The sequence below is a fragment of the Alteromonas sp. ABV4_515 genome, assembly GCF_056160345.1.
The window spans coordinates 486,105-503,807 of record NZ_JBSWWZ010000002.1 but is presented as its reverse complement, the minus strand read 5'-3'; the positions used below and the strand labels follow the sequence as shown (position 1 = coordinate 503,807).

Sequence of the window (17,703 nt, the reverse complement as noted above, 5' to 3'; positions counted from 1 at the left end):
TTCCTCCAATATAGACTGATCGTCTATTAACTGATAAATAAAAAGCCGCCCTACTTTGGTAAACCGGCTAAATAGAACTTCGAATAGCTTGCCAATGGGCGTGCTGACTTTTCCAGTTTGGCCCGGCTTACTGCGCCCTCCCAACCAGTCCAGAACACTTCTGCCAGCCAATCGCAATCGGCATGCGCCGCTAATTCTCCTGCATCAATAGCTGCTTGCAAACAATCGCGAAGATGTTCCTGCCACTCAGTAAATATCTCAATTAAGCGGCCACGAAAACTTTCTGGTAGTGAATCGACTTCCTGCCCTAAATTGCCGACTAAGCAACCTCGGGTGAAATCATGCTTCTTCATGCCTGCTGATGCATCATCTACAAACAAAGCGACCCGAGCCAGGGGCGCAACGCTCTCATCATTGAGTGTACGCTGTAGCTTTTCGGCAAAGTAGCTGGCATAGCTGTTTAACACTGCATGACCGAAGGATTCTTTACTGGCGAAATAAAAATAAAATGAGCCTTTGGGTACACCGACTTTTTTCAGGATCGTATCAATACCCGATGCTGAAAATCCAAATTCAGTCAGGTGTTCAAGGCCGCTGCGGATCAATTCAGCCCGGGTGTCGGTGTTCTTTCGTCCAGCTTTAGGCGGACGCCCACGTCGCGGCTTTCTGTTAACAAGCTCAGTGCCAGATGACTTGGCGTCAGAAGGCTTTGTGCCAGAAAGCTTTTCTTTAGAAGATATGTAAGTACTCATGGAATACATATTAGACCGATCGTCTATTTAATTGCAAAGAATATTTTTTGCCAATAAACATACTCGCTCTAAACAACCTCACTACTTTTGCGTGCGCGTAAGGTAAACTACGCAGCCTGATTTACAGCGGTCCAGCGACCGTGCGCTGACGTTTCAATTAAAAGGTTGTTTCTGTGTTTTATCTTTCCGCTGTCACAGTATTGTGGGCGCTTTCATTCAGTCTTATTGGTGTATACCTTTCTGGTCAGGTAGACAGCTATTTTGCAGTGCTTACCCGTATTGTGTTGGCGGGGGCACTCTTTCTCCCGTTTTTACGGCTTGGTGGTCTGCCACGTCCATTTATTCTGGGCATGTTAGGCGTAGGCGCATCGCAATTTGGTATCACGTACGTTTGTTTGTACCAATCGTTTACTTACCTCACTGTACCTGAAGTGTTGTTGTTCACTATTTTCACACCGCTTTATGTTTCCTTGTTCAACGACATTCTGGCCCGGCGCTTGTCCGTGCCCGGACTGGTTTGTACGGCAATCGCTGTAGCAGGTGCGGCGGTTATTCGCTACGACGACGTAAGCAGTAATTACGTCACCGGATTTCTTATTTTACAGTTAGCCAATCTTACCTTTGCCATCGGCCAAGTTGGCTACGCCCGACTTATGCGCCATTATCAGCCTAAAACGCCGCCCTGGCGTAGCTTCGCACTGTTTTTCATTGGCGCGTTAATTGTTGTACTGCCGTCGTGGTTAATGTTTGGCGATGCCGACAAACTGCCGTCCACCACCACGCATTGGACAGTACTGATTTGGCTGGGTGTAGTGGCTTCTGGCCTGGGCTTTTATTTCTGGAACCTCGGCGCAGTAAAAGTGGATGCGGGCACCTTGGGCATCATGAACAATGCACTCATCCCTGCGGGTCTTATCATTAACGTATTGGTATGGAATCGTGATGCAGATTTAGTTCGCCTTTGTTTAGGCGGAGGCATTATCGTGGCGTCATTATTGATTAATGCGCATTGGAACAAGCGCCTTCGACTATCTCAACAGCAGGCCTGAATGTAGATGAAAAAAACGTTTAAAAAACTCGATAACATGGTCATTAAAGCGTTAACGAATGCCTGTGAAATTGCGAAAGATTGGGATTGCGGGTTTGAATGGCTAACGCATACCGCAGACTATAACAAGTTTCCAGAAAGTCTGATGGTTACTTGCGTTTTCGCCAGCGAGGAGGATATTGCGAGGGTGAAAGAACAAAATATCGAACTTAAGCTTTACCAGCTTATTGCGTTCAATTTGTCAGCCGAACAAATCGTACTTAAAAATGTGAGCAAACATGTTCAGTTTGTTGCGGACGAACCCTGATATCAGGGTCGTCCGGCACTTTTAGTTCTGGGCGTCTTCGGAAGCATCTTCTAGTGCTTCACCGGCAGACTGCACGTCTTTGCCCACGCCTTCCACGGTAGCACAGCCGCTAAGCAGGCTAACCAGGAATGCCGATAGAATTACCAGATATTTACCGCGTAACGCCCGTGATTGTTGTAGTGAACTCATTTTAACTCTCCTGTTAACTTTCCGGTGCCGCATCACCCGGACCGGCTTGATCAGCACTGTCTTTTTTTACCTGGCTTTCGCCAGACTCGCGCTCACGACTTTTATCTGAAAAGTTCGATGAGCTCAGCATCGCGTTAAGCTTCTCGCCGCCTCTGGCATCAAAGTCCAACGTTCGAATTGGGAATGGAATAAGGATGTCTGCCTCGTTCAGCGCTCGCTGAATGGTCACAATGGCGTCGTGCCTCACTTCCATATAATTGGGTTCACCGGGATAGCGTATCCAAAACCACAACAGCAGGTTTACGCTACTGTCACCAAAAGATTCGGCATAAACATTGGTCTCATCTTTGTTGATGACATAGTCTTTTTCATTCATGGCATCCACAATGACCTGACGGGCTTTTTGTGGGTCGTCGGCATAGGAAATGCCCACCGGAATTTCGATTCTGCGATGACGTAAAACGGTGTAATTGGTAAGGATATTTCGAAACAAGATCTTATTCGGAATGATAACCCGCTGCCCGTAGAACGTCAGAACGCAGGTGTTACGTAAATTAATCTCTTCCACGTTACCGAATACGTCATTGGCCTGAATCACATCGCCAATTTCAAATGGCTTGCGAATGCCCATGGCTACACCGGCAATGAAGTTTTCTGTAATGTCCTGGAAGGCAAAACCGATGGCCAGACCCACAATACCGGCACCGGCGAGCAGAGACGTTACCGTGCCCTGTAAACCGATGAAATCCAGCGCAATGAAAATACCCGCACAAACGATAAACGCTTTGGCTATGGAAGTAAGAAGGTCTGCAATTTGCCGGGATTCAAACGCCCTTCGTAAGCCTTTACGAAGAATATTTCCAGCCACTTTAGCAATGAGTCCGAATGCAATGGCGATAAACAACGCAACCACAATATTGGGAAGATGCTTAATGCCACCTTCCAGCCAGGTTTGCAGTTTTTCGTTGATAAGCTCGTACGCTTTATCGATTTGCGGAAACTCCATGCCTCTCCCTATTCATATTCATTGAGATTTAAAGCGAGCATTTGCTCTACTTTCGCGTGGTAGTGGCAATTCAAGTTATGTACCGGTTTTTCTGCCTGGAAACCAGAAAGCAAACATGACTATAAGATCATAAACTTCAACAACTTAATTAATTCCACCTAAAGATTAGGGTGGAAAAATGAATGAAAGAAAGTAAGACCAAAGAGAAAGAGATTCACAGACTATGAAAATATATCCCGATGGGGTCGATAAAGTGTCGGGTCAGATGGCGTCTAACTGAACCTTGTTTTCCTGCTTATGGGTAGCGTTTACCCGTGCTTTCTATTTCGGGGAAATCGGCTGGTTTCCGGTAGTTCAATCTTACTTGTTGCAAGTGACGCTAAGAGTACATAAATTGACCATTCATTTATAATAAAAAAAGGATGTTATATGGGCTTACGTAATCGCATTGTAGCGCTTGCCACAATGGGTATATTCAGCTTTCCGGTAATGGCAGAAAATGTGGCTTTGGTAGGTGGCCGTTTGATTGACGGAACAGCAGAGCTCCCCTTACGTAACAGCGTTGTCCTCATCAAAGACGGCATTATCGAGCAAGTCGGCAGCGTTGATACTCTTGATGTACCGCCAGGGTATCGCGTTGTCTCTACCGAAGGTCAGGATGTTTTACCTGGCCTCTGGGAAAGTCATGCTCATATCATGCTGAATGGCCATGCTAACTACACACATTGGCAGGAAGCGTATCGCGATCGTCAGGTTGATGAAATCATGCCCGCATCTTTGATCCAATTATTGTTAGCGGGTGTGACGAGTGTGAGAGATCTTGGCGCGCCCCTTGACGATTCAGTGGCCATTAAAAAGAAGCTGGCAGAGGGTGAAATACCTGGACCTAACCTCTATACCTCAGGCCCATTTTTGCAATACCACGTGGACGAATGGCAAAGTCACTATCGCTGGGAAGTGAGAGATATCAAGGATGCAGCAAGCAAGGTAAAACGGCTGCACGATGCGGGAATGGAGATCGTGAAGCTTATTGATCAGGATGATTTGCCGCGCCCGGTTGCCCAAGCAATTGTAGATGAAGCACACAAATACGGCATGAAAGTAGTCGGCCACGCTCACAAGCCTGACGAAATTCGTCTCGGTGTAGAAATTGGCGTAGACAGCTTTGAACACACTGGTCTCACCACTGCGCCGGGATACCCTCAGGATGTGCTGGATGCATTGAAAGAACGCACTTCCACCGGGATCTTCGACGGTCTGTTATTCTGGACACCCACCATGGAAGGGTTGTTTACCTACCCTGATTTAGTCGCTAACCCGGAAGAACTGGATGACGCTTGTTGGAAACGTGGATTGAAGGACGACACCATTGCAGATATTCAACAGTCTATCGCCAAGCCAGGTCACCTGAGCTACATGCAACTCACACCACTTCGCACGCCAACGATTAAGAATAAAATTAAACAGTTAAAAGAAACTGGCGTGATGATGCTAGTAGGTACCGATTCGGGTATTCCGATGAAATTTCACTGTCAGTCCACCTGGCAAGAAATGGCGGTGTGGGTACACGATATGGGTTTTGACCCCATGGAAACTATTCGTTCGGCCACCTATTGGCCTGCAGTCATGATGGGAGTTCAAGACAAATACGGTTCTGTTACCCCTGGAAAAGTGGCCGATATTATTGCCGTTCGCGGCGACGTATTGAAATACATGAACATTATTCGTGATGTGGATATGGTAATGAAAGACGGCGTTGTATTTAAATATAACGGCGTAGTGGATGAACAACTGCTACAAAATTACGGCAATTAACACCACAACAACTTCACCCGAAAGCGGATTACCTAATCCGCTTTTTTCATCTCCAAAGGCGAAGCAAGCGAAGAATAAACAAAAAATCCGAACGCATGTCCGGATTTTTACTTTCACCTTGTCACAGGGGATTTCACTAAACTTTTACGCGCACTTATAAACCGGCTGACATCTCGGCAGGCATAATCACTTTATCAATCACGTGAATCACGCCATTCGACGCTTCAATGTCTGTTGCCATGACTTTGGCATCATTCACCATTACTTCACTACTGGTAGCCGTAATATCAATTGGCGCACCTTCAACTGACGTTGCTTCGTCCATTTCAACGACTTCTGAGGCCATCACTTCATCGGCGACGACGTGGTAAGTCAGTATTTCCACCAACTTGTCTTTATTTTCCGGCATCAGCAGTTCGCCGAGCGTTCCTTCAGGTAATGCTTCAAAAGCGTCGTTGGTTGGAGCGAACACAGTGTAAGGACCTTCACCCTTCAACGTGTCTACCAGACCAGCCGCTTTCACAGCAGCCACTAATGTAGAAAACTGAGAATCCGAAGCCGCGGTATCAACGATGTCTTTTTCACCTTTATGATGGTTAGCCATTGCACTGAAGCTCAATGAAGCGGTAACAAGAAGTGCGCTGGCGGTTTTGAACATTTTCATTTCGTTTCTCCTGATAATTAAAAAATGTGCACGAACGTGAAACGGCTTCGAACGTGTCATCAATGGATACCTACGCTTTTATATTTTGGTTGATTAAAGATTGTTAACATTCGACTCACAACAAAGATATTTGAGAAAAATAATGGCTTTTCATCTACCTACAAGACCAGTATGGTAAAAATTGAAGTCAAAATTTGTACAGGAGGTACGATGACATGCGAAGCGGGATGTTTGGTATTACTGGTGGACCTAGCCCGACTACCATGATGAATGACGACGGAACCTACTGGATGTTCATGTTATTCACATTCTAACGCGCATTATTTCGCTATTTGGCCTGTTCAAACCGAATTAACCCTATTTCCTGAAATGTTCTATAACTAGAAATACGTTAATTCAGACCATTCGTTCAGGCCAGGCAATGCCCAATCAGTTTACTTCCGTTATATGTCTTTTTACTGCCGCATCGCTACCTTCGTTTGCACAATCGACGAACGACAATTCTGAGCAAGAACGCACGGAGGTCATAGAAGTCACGGCGCAGAAAAAAGTCACCACATTGCAATCGACCCCTATTGCGATTTCGGCTTTCACTGGCAATATGCTGCAACAGCGAAACATCGATGATTTGTCCAATTTACAATCTTATGTACCCGCATTGCATGTGGGCCAGGAGCAGGATGGATTTAAAATATCTATCCGAGGCATTGGGCTGCAAGGCACCAGTTCTATCTCCGATTCCGGTGTTGCCTTCTATATCGACGACAATTACATCGCGCGCCCTGCTGGCGGTTCAGCCATTCTTTACGACATTGCGCGAGTAGAAGTGCTGCGCGGCCCACAGGGCACCTTGTATGGCCGAAATGCAACAGGTGGCGTGGTAAACGTAATATCCAACACACCCAAGGATTATTTCGAGGCCAAGGCAGGCGTCAGTGTGGGGGAACGCAATTTAAGAGAGCTCAGAGGGCTCGTCAACTTACCGGTTAACGAAAAAAGTGCGGTGCGATTTTCCTCTATATATACCGAAGAAGACGGATATGTTCGAAACCTTTCCGATGAACCGGGAACCGATGACTTCTTCGGCACCGATGGCGATGTGACGATAAAAGGGCAATATCAATACAACGCCGACGATGATTTGCAGCTACTGATTTCTGCAAACTACAGCGATTTGAAAGGCACCGGGGTGAACATGACCTACCTCGAGCGCAACATTGGAGGACCGCCCCCTGTCCGAGCGCTACTCCCTACCATGCCTGAAGATCCGCAAGATCCATTAATTGCAGACAATAATACCGAGGCCTATAACCATACAGAAACCGCCAGTACGTTTGTGCGACTCACCAAAGCATTTAGCGAACTGGAAGGCTTTCTGCAAGCGTCGTATATGGATCAAAAGTCTCGTTTACAACAAGATTTCGACGCCTCGCCGGTTGATATCAGTATATTCAACAAAGAGCAGGACAGCATTGCCAAAAGTGTTGAAGCCCGTTTGTCTTCAAGCAGCAACGATGCATTAAGCTGGCTACTTGGCGGCTACTATTTTGTTGAAGATACCTTTATTTTTCGCCGGGTTCGACTAAACGGCCTTACACCAGGTGGCCCTATCAGCTTACCTGACTTTCTTCTCGATGAAGACGGAACAAGCGAAACCACGGCAGCGTTTACCTCGGCCACATACACGTTAACAGATACCCTGAATTTGTCTGCCGGATTGCGCTACACCAGCGACAACAAACGCGGTGTGAAAGTGACGCGTGGCAACTTCGGGCTCCCGTTTCCACCCGATATCCCGAATGATATTTATTCTGGCGACGCTTCGTTTTCAGAAACCACCTGGCGTTTGGGGGCGGAATGGTCACCGTCTTCAGACATGTTGGTGTATACCTCGGCATCCACTGGCTATAAAGCCGGAGGCTTTAACCTCACATCGAATGGTTTACCTTACGATGCTGAGCAACTGATGGCCTATGAATTTGGTGTTAAATCTGAATGGCTGGATAAACGATTGCGCGTCAATCTTGATAGCTTTTACTACGACTATGAAGATATGCAATTGACTACGCTCACCACCGTGAACAATGCGCCCGGACAATTTACTTCAAACGCCGCTAGAAGCACCATTCAAGGCTTTGAAATAGATAGTCGTTATATCGTTGATGCCAACTGGAAGTTGTTTTTCAATTACACGTTAACCGATGCGGAGTTTGACGAATTGTTCAGTACCGATACCCGCGATCCGGCGCCCGTATTTAATGAACAAGATCCCGCTGGCCTAGGCCGCACAGATTTAGCCGGAAACAAAATCCCTTTTGTGCCGCAAAGCAGTGTGCAGGCTGGCATAGAATTCGGTACCGAAGTGAGTAACGGTGGCTACATTACCGCTGCACTGAATTTCTTGTTGCAGGATGACTTGTACTTGCGCGAATTTAATCATCCTGAAATTGATAAAGTTGAAGCCTACACGCGTACAGATGCCACCGTCACCTATGCCTTTCCCGGCGATGCACTTACCCTTACGGCTTTCGTTACCAATATCGAAGACGACACGCAAAAAAACAATGTTTATGTAAGCCCCGGCTTTCTCGGATTCAGTGCTACGTCAGCCTATTCGCGACCGCGTACTATTGGGCTAAAGCTTGATTATCAGTGGGAATGAATATGGCGTGGCTGCTGACCGAAATCAGCAGCCATATGCCGTCAGGCAGCTTCCAGCTTAGCCATTATCGACGATAATGGCACATGGTCATCCATTTCGATGACCATTTTTGCTGTCAGTTTGGGATAACCCTTTGCCAATGCGGCAACCACTTTGCCTTCCTGTCGGAAAACTGCCAGAAAATGCTCGTCGCCTGGCACTCCCACCGTTTCAATATCATCCCAGCTTTTTGCATGTCCGACATATTCAAACTTGTCATCGTATTGTTTTGTCCAGAAGTAAGGCGTTTTATCAAATGCCTGAAGCTCTCCTTGCTGCCCAATACTCCTCAGCAAATTTAGTGCTGCGTGTTTACCTTGCTGTTGGGCGGTACGCCAGTGCTCTACATGCATCGGGATACCCTTGTAGGGGTAGCTGATAATATCGCCCACGGCATATACATGCTCTGACGCTCGAAGGTATGCATCAACGTTAATCTGACCATCATTGTTCAGGGGTAAACTGTTAAGAAGATGTCTATCTGTTTTGACACCGGTAGCCAATAACACCAAATCGGATTCGATAAATTGGCCTGATGCCAGTTCTATACCAGTCACCTTTTCTGCACCGGTAAATGCAGTCACCTCGTCATTAACGAATTCCACGCCTTTGCCTTCATGTAAGTTACGGAAATATTGTCCCACTGTTCTGCCAAACTGCTTTTCAAACGGCACCGGATCGGGCGCTATCACCCGCACCCGGATCCGGCTATTGCGTTGCTTCAACGCGGCGGCAACTTCCAAGCCAATAAAGCTGTTCCCCACTATACTGATCTGATTAGTGTTCTCCACGTCGTCAATAACGTGCGTAACCTGCTCCACATTCCTTAGCGTATGTACGCCTGAGAGATTTACGCCAGGCAAATCTGGTCGAACCGGTACGCCACCAGTTGCAACAATGAGTCGATCAAAGTTAACGGTTTGCCCGTCTTTCAGTTCAACCCGTTTCGCTCGGGTATTGATTTCAGCCACTGCCGACATTAAGCGGGTCACTTCTGTGCGCTGCATCGCATCAACAGCATCTAAGGTTGGAACGTCTTCAGGTTCCATATCACCCGCTGGCACGGCTTTTGTGAGTAAGGTTCTGTCATAAGGCGCGTGCTGATCTGGGTCTATAACGGTAATCTGCCCGTTGAAACAATTATTTACCAGAGTTTGTAATGCGGCACTACCAGCTGCGCCAGCTCCGATGATCACTACGTGGGCACGGTCGCTGACTGCTGTTAATCGATTTTGTCGATCCCCAGTACTGTCTGTTGCCACGCTGGTATCGACAAAAATTTCACCCTCTCTAATTTCTATGGCGTAGCGTTTCAGACCGGTAAGCGCCGGTGGCTCGCATACATCTGCAGAAGTAATATCGAAAGCCGCTTTGTGCCACGGACAAACCAGCTTGCCACGACATACCGCCCCGTCTTCCAGGGGCGCGCCTTTATGTGGACAGTCAGGGCTGCTGGCAAAAACTTTACTACCATCTCGTATAATAAGAATGTCGGTATCGTCGAGTGTTTTACGAACTGGAATGAGATTTTCAAACTGTTGCAAATGACCGGCAGAAATAAAAGACATGACTTGCTCCTTCGAAGGATTACGCTGGAATTAAAAGAGGACTAATCAAAAGAGAGTTTCAAATTCTGTTCCGGATAAGATGCTGACACGATTAAATCCTGTCTAGTGTTCACTGAATAGGCTACCAAGTTCATTTATATCAATTAGTTATGAAAATAAAATTGTCGTGATTTAGGAATATTAGTGCAAATGATAAATAAGATATGCCAAGTCTCTTTTGTTTTAACCGTTACCATTACGCGCCGGTCGGGCAACTTTTACACCGTTTAAACAGGCGGTTTATACGTGAACAAGGTCTGCACTTGCTTCAATTCCACCTCCCCGTTTATATTGGTATTTGACAATAACAACAAACAGGGACAGCGAATGCGCCACCTAACCAGGAAACTCACTCCACTTTTACTTATACCCGCACTTACGGCTTGTCAGCCGTCTGCAGAAAAACCGGAAACCGCGATGTCAGAAACCGCTTCAACGAAGAGTCCGCTCAACTACCCGCAAACAAAGAAAGGCACTGTGGTAGATACCTACTTCGGTACTGAGATTGCCGATCCCTACCGCTGGCTGGAAGACGATCGCAGCACTGAAACCGAAGCTTGGGTTAAAGCCGAAAATGCGATTACCCAGGCTTACCTGAGTAATATTCCTTATCGGGAGAAAATTGCCGAAACGGTCAGTACCCTTTTAAACTACGAACGCATCTCCGCGCCTTTCAAGGAAGGTGAGTACAGCTACTTCTATAGAAATGACGGTCTGCAAGACCAAAGCGTGTTATATCGTCAGAAAGACGGTGGTGAGCCTGAAGTCTTTATCGATCCGAACACATTCAGCGATGATGGCACGGTCTCTCTGGCTTCCGTGGAATTCTCAGAAGACGGCACCCTGGCCGCTTACATGACCTCAACCGGTGGCAGTGATTGGCGCACCGTCTATGTGATGGACACAATCAGTAAAACGCTGCTTGAAGATAAACTGGTAGACGTGAAATTCAGCGGCATTTCCTGGTTTAAGAACGACGGCTTTTATTATTCCAGTTACGACAAGCCAAAAGGCTCAGAGCTAAGCGAGAAAACCGACCAGCATAAAATTTACTATCATCAGCTAGGCACGCCACAAAGCAACGACGATAAGGTATTTGGACATACCCTTGAACAGAAACACCGCTACATCGGCGCAACGGTAGCCGGAGACAACCAATACCTACTGATTTTCGCTGCCGAATCTACCTCGGGCAATCGCCTTTTTATGAAAGATTTAACCAAACCTGAAAGTGATTTCATTACCCTGAAACCCTCACTGGAAGCCGATACCGATTTGCTGCTGATCAAAGACGGCTATGCTTTTGTGAAAACCGATCTGGACGCACCTAACGGCAAATTGATTCGTTTCGATGTAAACGCACCGGCACTGGAAAACTGGGAAGATGTAATTCCTGAAACCGACAATGTGTTATCGGTTACCACCGTTGGCGGCTATTTCTTTGCCGAATACATGGTCGATGCCATTTCACAGGTTAAACAATACAACCTCGACGGCAGCTTTGTTCGCGACATCGACCTGCCCGGTATTGGCTCTGTTGAATCTTCGGGGCGCAGCCTGGGTGACATCGGTTCATTCACTGGCGGCAAAGATGCCACCGAAACATATTTTATGTTCGAGAATTACAGCACGCCGCAGGCAATCTATAAGCTCGATATCGAAAGTGGTGAAACCGAATTGGTGCGCGCGTCGTCCACCAGCTTCGACAGCGATGCGTATACCTCTGAGCAAATATTCTATACCTCTAAAGATGGTACGAAAGTACCCATGATCATCACGCACAAGAAAGGGCTAAAACTGGACGGTAAAAATCCCACTATGCTTTACAGCTACGGTGGCTTTAATATCAGTCTACCACCTCGCTACAGTGCAACCGTGGCGGCCTGGTTAGAACTGGGCGGTATTTATGCTGTGCCAAATATTCGTGGTGGTGGCGAGTACGGTAAAGCCTGGCACAAAGCGGGTACGCAGTTGCAAAAACAAAACGTGTTCGATGACTTCATCGCAGCCGGTGAATACCTGATTGAAAACAATTACACCAGCAAACAATATCTGGCGCTGCGCGGTGGTTCAAACGGGGGCTTGCTGGTAGGCGCAGTGATGACTCAACGTCCTGATCTCGCCCAGGTGGCGTTGCCTGCTGTTGGTGTACTCGACATGCTGCGCTATCACACCTTCACTGCTGGCGCAGGCTGGGCTTATGATTATGGTACCTCTGAACAAAGCGAAGAAATGTTTAAATACCTGCTTGGTTATTCGCCCATTCACAATGTTAAAGAAGGTGAAAGCTACCCGGCTACGCTTATCACTACAGCAGATCACGACGATCGCGTAGTACCAGCACACAGCTTCAAATTTGCTGCGGAACTGCAAGACAAGAATAGCGGCCCCAACCCCATGCTTATTCGCATCGAAGCTGACGCCGGACACGGTGCTGGCACGCCAGTACACAAAACCATTGAACAATATGCCGATATCTATGGCTTTACCTTGTATTCGATGGGTATACAGGAACTGTAGACCGGCGCGTAATACACCTCGTGTAAAATCGTATAATATTAATCACGGTCAGATCCGCCCTTTCGGGGCGGATTTTTATTTTCTTCACCGCAATTGCTATCCATCGGAAAAAGAGCGTTACGACCCATTTTTCCTGGCCGATTATCAAGGCGGTATTACCATGCCTGACACCTTCCAATATCGCTTCGATGGCCGGGGAATTACGGTAATTGCCGACGCGCTTGGCAAAGATGGCGACGTGATCACGGCAACCATCAAGATTGATGACAAGCCAGCAAATACGGTAACCGCGCCGGTGAACTATCTCACCCGCCGCTTCTTTCTGAACTGGGATTTTAACCTGGCCCCGGTAATCACACCATGTCCATTACGCTGGATAACCACAATACCGATGCCACACTGTTATTAAATAGTATTGCGGTATACCAATAGCGGCTTAAGCACTTGCTTACAGATATGAAAAAAGGGCGTTATCGCTCTTTTTTCATGTGGTTTATTGCGGTTCGGGCGCCAAGGCTTCGGGCTCTTCATCAGCCACGGTATCCGACTGATATCGGCGAATTCGCTTACGCTTTGTTTCATCTAGCTTCACTACATAGGCGTTACCCCCTATGCCGTTGAACTCTTCGTCGGTAAAAACAATGGTATTGCTGTCGTAGAAAGACACTGCTTCTTTTTGCGTCACAATCCCCAAGTCAATCCGCGACACATCACCCGAGAAAAAATTATCGCCTTCAAAATTCTCAAAAATCCAAAGACTGGTGGAGTCCAGCAATACCAGCATTTTGCGATCAGGACTTAATGCCGCTGAGGTTATCCAACACAGTTTTTCTAGCGTTGTGCAGGTTTTAAATGACCCTATCAGCTCAGCGTCAAAGTTCGCGGCAGAATCACCTATGCGATAAAGATTGGTAATGCCGTCGAAGGGTGACGTCCGGTTTTTGGTAAACAGGTACAGGTTATGATTGAATTCCACGAAGGCTTCTAAATCGAAATTTCGTTGATCAGGGGCGATCTCCGAACCATCCATTTCAGGATAGGTGAACTTGATAATCTCCGCTTCAGTTTCGTCTGACTTTATATCGATTGGGTTTTCGATTTTATAAATGGTCAGCCACTTTCGCGATTGGTTGTTATTGCCGAAATCACCTAAGAAAAAATGCCCGAATGCATCCTGGGTCATGTCTTCCCAATCGATGTTCTTTGCGTTGGTCACCGCTACTTGGCGAGCAATAGAACCGTCGTCATTAAGTTGATACAACACCGGATCATCACCGCTGTCATTAATTGCCCACAGGCGGCCACGCTTATCAAACTCAATACCGGAGATTTCACTAAGCTGAGGATCGAAGGAAATGCGCTTCATGCTGTATAAGTGGTGAATGGCGTTAATGGTTATCGCGGAGGCCACCAGAATACCCAAGCCAATGAAGCCAAACGTTGTTTTTCTAATCATGTTATTCAGGAAGGGAAAAAACTTCAGGCCCAATTATGTAGCAGGTTGACCAGTGATGCCAGGAAAAGGTTTTATTGCAGTTGTGCAAGTGGCTGCAGGCTTAGAATACCGTGAAGAAGATGTTGCCGATAACCCGGATGAGCAATTCCAACGTGGCCTGATTTTCGGTACCGAAGCCATTTCTGCTGCGGCGTCTCGTGACATTTCTGCCGCCTACGTAGAGTTCCTGGTGCCGTTCACCGACACCTTCGACGTCACACTGGCTGGCCGTTACGATGATTACAGCGATTTTGGTTCAACCACCAATCCAATGGTGGCCGTGTCATGGCGTCCACTTGATAACTTCTCCGTACGTGCCTCGTGGGGTCAGGGCTTCCGCGCGCCGTCTCTGGCACAAATTGGCTTAGGCCCATCACAAGACTCACCATTGGTAGACGACTATTACCGCTGTTAGTCAGACGGCATTTGTGAAGGCGAACGTGAGCGCGGCGTTATCTACACATCGGATGCGGTGCTGCAACCAGAAGAATCTACCACCTGGAACTTCGGTATTGTTTGGCAAGTCACTGACGAGTTTGACTTCACTGCCGACCTGTGGAGTATTGAACAAGATAACAAGATTGATCAGAACCCGGTTGAGAACATCTACGCTGCCGAATGTAACAACCAAGACAGTACGGTGTGTATCCGTTTTGATCCACTTCCTGGCGAAACGCTGGGGCAAATCGACCGTATCTACAACATTTACGTAAACCTGAGTTCGCAGGAAGCCAGTGGTTTAGATTTATCTGCCGGTTATTTGCTTGATCTGGCCGATATGGGCCAACTGAAGTTTGGTCTCGACTGGTCTTATATTGATTCGTTCAAAAAAGACGGTATTGAATACGCCGGTGAGCTGAATTATCCGAAAAACCGCGCTCGTATGACAGCAGACTGGACCTTCGGTGATCTGGGTCTGACGGGTATTGTGCGTTACATTGGCGAATTTGAAAGCTTCCAGGCTTTATCTGAAATTGAAGCGTCTGAAGCAGATATGGTTGACTCTCAAACGCTATTAGACTTACAGGCTTACTACCAGTTTAACGATGAAACCACCTTTACCCTGGGCGTCAATAACCTGTTCGACACCGATCCTCCCTTCACTGCCCGCGGATACGGCTATGTGGCTGAAACCCATATGCTGCGCGGCCAATACGTGTACGGTGAAATTAAATATAAATTCTAATTGTTAGATTCAAACAAAGCCCCGGCGCGGTAACACTGAGTTAGCCCAGCCGGGGCTTTTTTTATGCCTTTATGGCGACGAAACACCTTTGTTCTTGTAGTCATTGCTGTAATCGTTTTGCAACACCACCGCCCTACTCTGAGCAAGTAAGCTAAGCGCCACCGCCGGTGGAATAAAAATTCCCGGTAGTTGGAATAAAATTCACGCTGCTTAACACATTCACGTGAATGTTGGGCTATGATGATATTGTCTTCCTGTGCATTTTTTCAGCCAGACAACTTTTCAGATATTTATGAAATGCCATAACACAAGGAGCGGGGCTGCGGTAAAGGTTATTGCCATTTCTTTCGGTGTCATTCTGGCAACGTCCTTGCTTTATCTTTTGCAGTTATCGCACTTGTACAACCACAGAGAGATTACCATGATGAATATCCAGGTACATGACAACAAAGGAATTGAAACGCATAAGCTGTCGGCAGCAGACATCACGCCACAGGTGGAGCGTAAACTGAAAGCGCTTTATGCGTTTGGTGGATTCTGTAAGGTGGGAAATCAGAAATATCCGAGTGCTGAATCGTTACTCGCTGACTGCGCTCCGCGCATGGCAAGCTAAATCGATTTTATGTGAATTGCGTATTATCGCCGCCTGAACTGTTGCTGCAGTCAGGCGGCTTTTTTATGCGTTGATAAAATGGGAATCTAGCGTTTTTCCGGCGCTGTCTTCGATGAACCTTCCACGGCTTTATTCAGCACATCCAGTTCTTTCTGCGTAAGATTACGCCACTGTCCGGGACGTAAATTGCCTAAGGTAATGTGCATAATGCGCGTACGCTTTAGCTTCAGTACGTCGTAACCTAAAAACTCACACATACGACGGATTTGTCGGTTAAGTCCTTGGGTCAGAATAATGGTGAAACGGTCACGGCCTCTCGACTCTACCGTACAAGGCTTCGTCACGGTGCCGAGAATAGGTACGCCGCGAGACATTTTTTGCAGAAAACGGCCGCTGATGGGCTGGTTTACGGTCACATCGTATTCTTTGTCATGGGCGTTTTCCGCCCGCAGAATTTTATTCACGATGTCGCCATCGCTGGTCAGTAGGATTAGCCCTTCCGATGGCTTATCTAATCGCCCAATGGGGAAGATGCGCTCTTTGTGACCAATGGCATCAATGATGTTGCCTTTCACATGGCGCTCGGTAGTGCAGGTGATCCCCACCGGCTTGTTATAAACAATATAAATCCGGTCAGACTTGTCTGCAGCAACAGCCCCAATGAGCTTGCCGTCGACTTTCACTTTATCGCCAGGCTGCACCTTGGTGCCAAGTTCAGGCAATTGGTTGTTTATGGTTACCCGCTCTTGTTCAATCAGCTTGTCAGCCTCCCGACGGGAACAATGGCCGGTGTCGCTGATGTATTTATTGAGGCGCTTTCCCTGACCGGAACTGCTTGCTTGCTCGGAACTCATGTTGCGGGGTAACCTTTAACTAACTAGTAAAATTAAGGCGCTAAGCATACAGCATCAGCGCCCAATTTTCTGTGATGATTCACTATCAGAATGCGTAATCAGGCAGAGGCTCGTCGAACATGCCTAACTTGTATTGTTCTGCCGTCTCTTCATTGAGCGCTTCGCGGTTAGATTCCGCATATCTGCGCAGCTTTCTCGTTTCACTGTTTTCTTCAACTTCCAGTAACACATCGTGGTAGCGGGCCATGCCGCTGCGTCCAATGGCATTCATTAACCATGCAAAGGTATCAAGTTGATTTTTCTGTGCTGACGCATAATTTCTCAGCAGGATTTCAGCTGCGATGTCACAGAGCGCCTGGCTCTTCAATTCTCTTGAAGTCATTTCTTTCGCAGCCTGCTTAAGGTTAGACAGATCACCCGCTGTCATTTGCGACTTAAGGCGGCCAATTACTGAGCTATCCAGCTCCTTGCTGTACAGCTTTTCAGGCAACATGTACATGCCGTAAGCGAACTGTTCACCTTCAGCACCAGGAAGGTCATCTAAGGCTTTATCCGCATGACGTTCCAGTTTGTCGATGGTGGTTTTTTCCACCACTTCAGACAACACGCTGTAATAACGTCCATTTTCAGATGCGCCAATGGCACGGGCTACCCAAGCCAGTGAGTCCACTTCACTGCGGGTCGCATGAGGGTACTTTTTCAACAGAATGGCTGCAGCGATATCCAGCAATTCAGGGTTTGCTATTTTCGCGCTGTAAATTTGTTTGGATGCCGCTCGAAGTTGCGTCATGTCGCCGGAAAGCATCATATCCGCTAGTCGTTGCTCTTGCGGCGTCAATTCTGCAAAGGCTTTTGAGGACAACACGCTGAGTGTTAGTATCAGTGCCATCATGGCTGTCGTTAAATATCTCATCATTTCTCCATTAATTGAGATTCACTCACAAAA

General features: G+C 47.2%; 15 protein-coding genes and 1 pseudogene. 8 read left to right on the top strand and 8 right to left on the bottom strand.

The window, feature by feature from the left end:
• Window positions 1-50 precede the first annotated feature (50 nt).
• Window positions 51-752 carry an acrylate utilization transcriptional regulator AcuR gene (gene acuR / locus ACXAGX_RS06525; protein ID WP_474824270.1) on the bottom strand — a complete coding sequence of 234 codons (702 nt, stop codon included), beginning with the start codon at window positions 750-752 and terminating at the stop codon, window positions 51-53.
• A gap of 173 nt (window positions 753-925) precedes the next feature.
• Here acuR and ACXAGX_RS06520 point away from each other — a divergent pair, with 173 nt between their 5' ends.
• Entirely contained in the window at window positions 926-1,801 is an 876-nt protein-coding gene (locus tag ACXAGX_RS06520) for an EamA family transporter (RefSeq protein WP_474824268.1), read from the top strand.
• 6 nt (window positions 1,802-1,807) lie between these two features.
• Window positions 1,808-2,107 carry a Fis family transcriptional regulator gene (locus ACXAGX_RS06515; RefSeq protein WP_474824266.1) on the top strand — a complete coding sequence of 100 codons (300 nt, stop codon included), beginning with the start codon at window positions 1,808-1,810 and terminating at the stop codon, window positions 2,105-2,107.
• Between the two features lie 21 nt (window positions 2,108-2,128).
• On the opposite strand, the gene ACXAGX_RS06510 is transcribed toward ACXAGX_RS06515, so the two are convergent.
• Window positions 2,129-2,296: an entericidin A/B family lipoprotein gene (locus tag ACXAGX_RS06510; protein ID WP_474824264.1), complete on the bottom strand. Its 168-nt coding sequence runs from the start codon at window positions 2,294-2,296 to the stop codon at window positions 2,129-2,131.
• 13 nt (window positions 2,297-2,309) lie between these two features.
• On the bottom strand, window positions 2,310-3,302 hold the full coding sequence (locus tag ACXAGX_RS06505) for a mechanosensitive ion channel family protein (protein WP_474824262.1): 993 nt from the start codon (window positions 3,300-3,302) through the stop codon (window positions 2,310-2,312).
• 429 nt (window positions 3,303-3,731) lie between these two features.
• Between ACXAGX_RS06505 and ACXAGX_RS06500 the strand changes: the two genes are divergently transcribed.
• Complete coding sequence (locus ACXAGX_RS06500) at window positions 3,732-5,117, top strand: amidohydrolase family protein (protein ID WP_474837318.1); 1,386 nt, start codon at window positions 3,732-3,734, stop codon at window positions 5,115-5,117.
• Window positions 5,118-5,271: 154 nt separating this feature from the next.
• On the opposite strand, the gene ACXAGX_RS06495 is transcribed toward ACXAGX_RS06500, so the two are convergent.
• Window positions 5,272-5,775: a fasciclin domain-containing protein gene (locus ACXAGX_RS06495; protein ID WP_474824570.1), complete on the bottom strand. Its 504-nt coding sequence runs from the start codon at window positions 5,773-5,775 to the stop codon at window positions 5,272-5,274.
• A 427-nt stretch (window positions 5,776-6,202) separates the two neighbouring features.
• Between ACXAGX_RS06495 and ACXAGX_RS06490 the strand changes: the two genes are divergently transcribed.
• Entirely contained in the window at window positions 6,203-8,443 is a 2,241-nt protein-coding gene (locus tag ACXAGX_RS06490; RefSeq protein WP_474837316.1) for a TonB-dependent receptor, read from the top strand.
• Between the two features lie 41 nt (window positions 8,444-8,484).
• On the opposite strand, the gene ACXAGX_RS06485 is transcribed toward ACXAGX_RS06490, so the two are convergent.
• Entirely contained in the window at window positions 8,485-10,050 is a 1,566-nt protein-coding gene (locus ACXAGX_RS06485; protein ID WP_474837314.1) for an FAD-dependent oxidoreductase, read from the bottom strand.
• A gap of 366 nt (window positions 10,051-10,416) precedes the next feature.
• Here ACXAGX_RS06485 and ACXAGX_RS06480 point away from each other — a divergent pair, with 366 nt between their 5' ends.
• Together ACXAGX_RS06480 and ACXAGX_RS06475 are read left to right on the top strand one after the other, a co-directional pair.
• A complete protein-coding gene (locus ACXAGX_RS06480) occupies window positions 10,417-12,609 on the top strand; it encodes a prolyl oligopeptidase family serine peptidase (RefSeq protein WP_474837312.1) in 2,193 nt (730 codons plus the stop codon).
• A gap of 160 nt (window positions 12,610-12,769) precedes the next feature.
• The gene (locus ACXAGX_RS06475) at window positions 12,770-13,018 is read left to right on the top strand and encodes a hypothetical protein (RefSeq protein ID WP_474837310.1); all 249 of its coding nucleotides are present in this window, start codon (window positions 12,770-12,772) and stop codon (window positions 13,016-13,018) included.
• A gap of 84 nt (window positions 13,019-13,102) precedes the next feature.
• Here ACXAGX_RS06475 and ACXAGX_RS06470 read toward each other — a convergent pair whose 3' ends face one another.
• A complete protein-coding gene (locus ACXAGX_RS06470; RefSeq protein WP_474824250.1) occupies window positions 13,103-14,065 on the bottom strand; it encodes a hypothetical protein in 963 nt (320 codons plus the stop codon).
• A 55-nt stretch (window positions 14,066-14,120) separates the two neighbouring features.
• Here ACXAGX_RS06470 and ACXAGX_RS06465 point away from each other — a divergent pair.
• Both ACXAGX_RS06465 and ACXAGX_RS06460 read left to right on the top strand, forming a co-directional pair.
• Window positions 14,121-15,290 (top strand): annotated as a pseudogene (locus ACXAGX_RS06465) (TonB-dependent receptor domain-containing protein).
• Between the two features lie 421 nt (window positions 15,291-15,711).
• The gene (locus ACXAGX_RS06460) at window positions 15,712-15,903 is read left to right on the top strand and encodes a hypothetical protein (protein ID WP_474824248.1); all 192 of its coding nucleotides are present in this window, start codon (window positions 15,712-15,714) and stop codon (window positions 15,901-15,903) included.
• Window positions 15,904-15,989: 86 nt separating this feature from the next.
• On the opposite strand, the gene rluF is transcribed toward ACXAGX_RS06460, so the two are convergent.
• Together rluF and ACXAGX_RS06450 are read right to left on the bottom strand one after the other, a co-directional pair.
• Window positions 15,990-16,757, bottom strand: a complete 768-nt coding sequence (gene rluF / locus ACXAGX_RS06455) for a 23S rRNA pseudouridine(2604) synthase RluF (protein WP_474824246.1) — start codon at window positions 16,755-16,757, stop codon at window positions 15,990-15,992.
• An 85-nt stretch (window positions 16,758-16,842) separates the two neighbouring features.
• Entirely contained in the window at window positions 16,843-17,670 is an 828-nt protein-coding gene (locus tag ACXAGX_RS06450; RefSeq protein ID WP_474837308.1) for a hypothetical protein, read from the bottom strand.
• Window positions 17,671-17,703 lie beyond the last annotated feature (33 nt).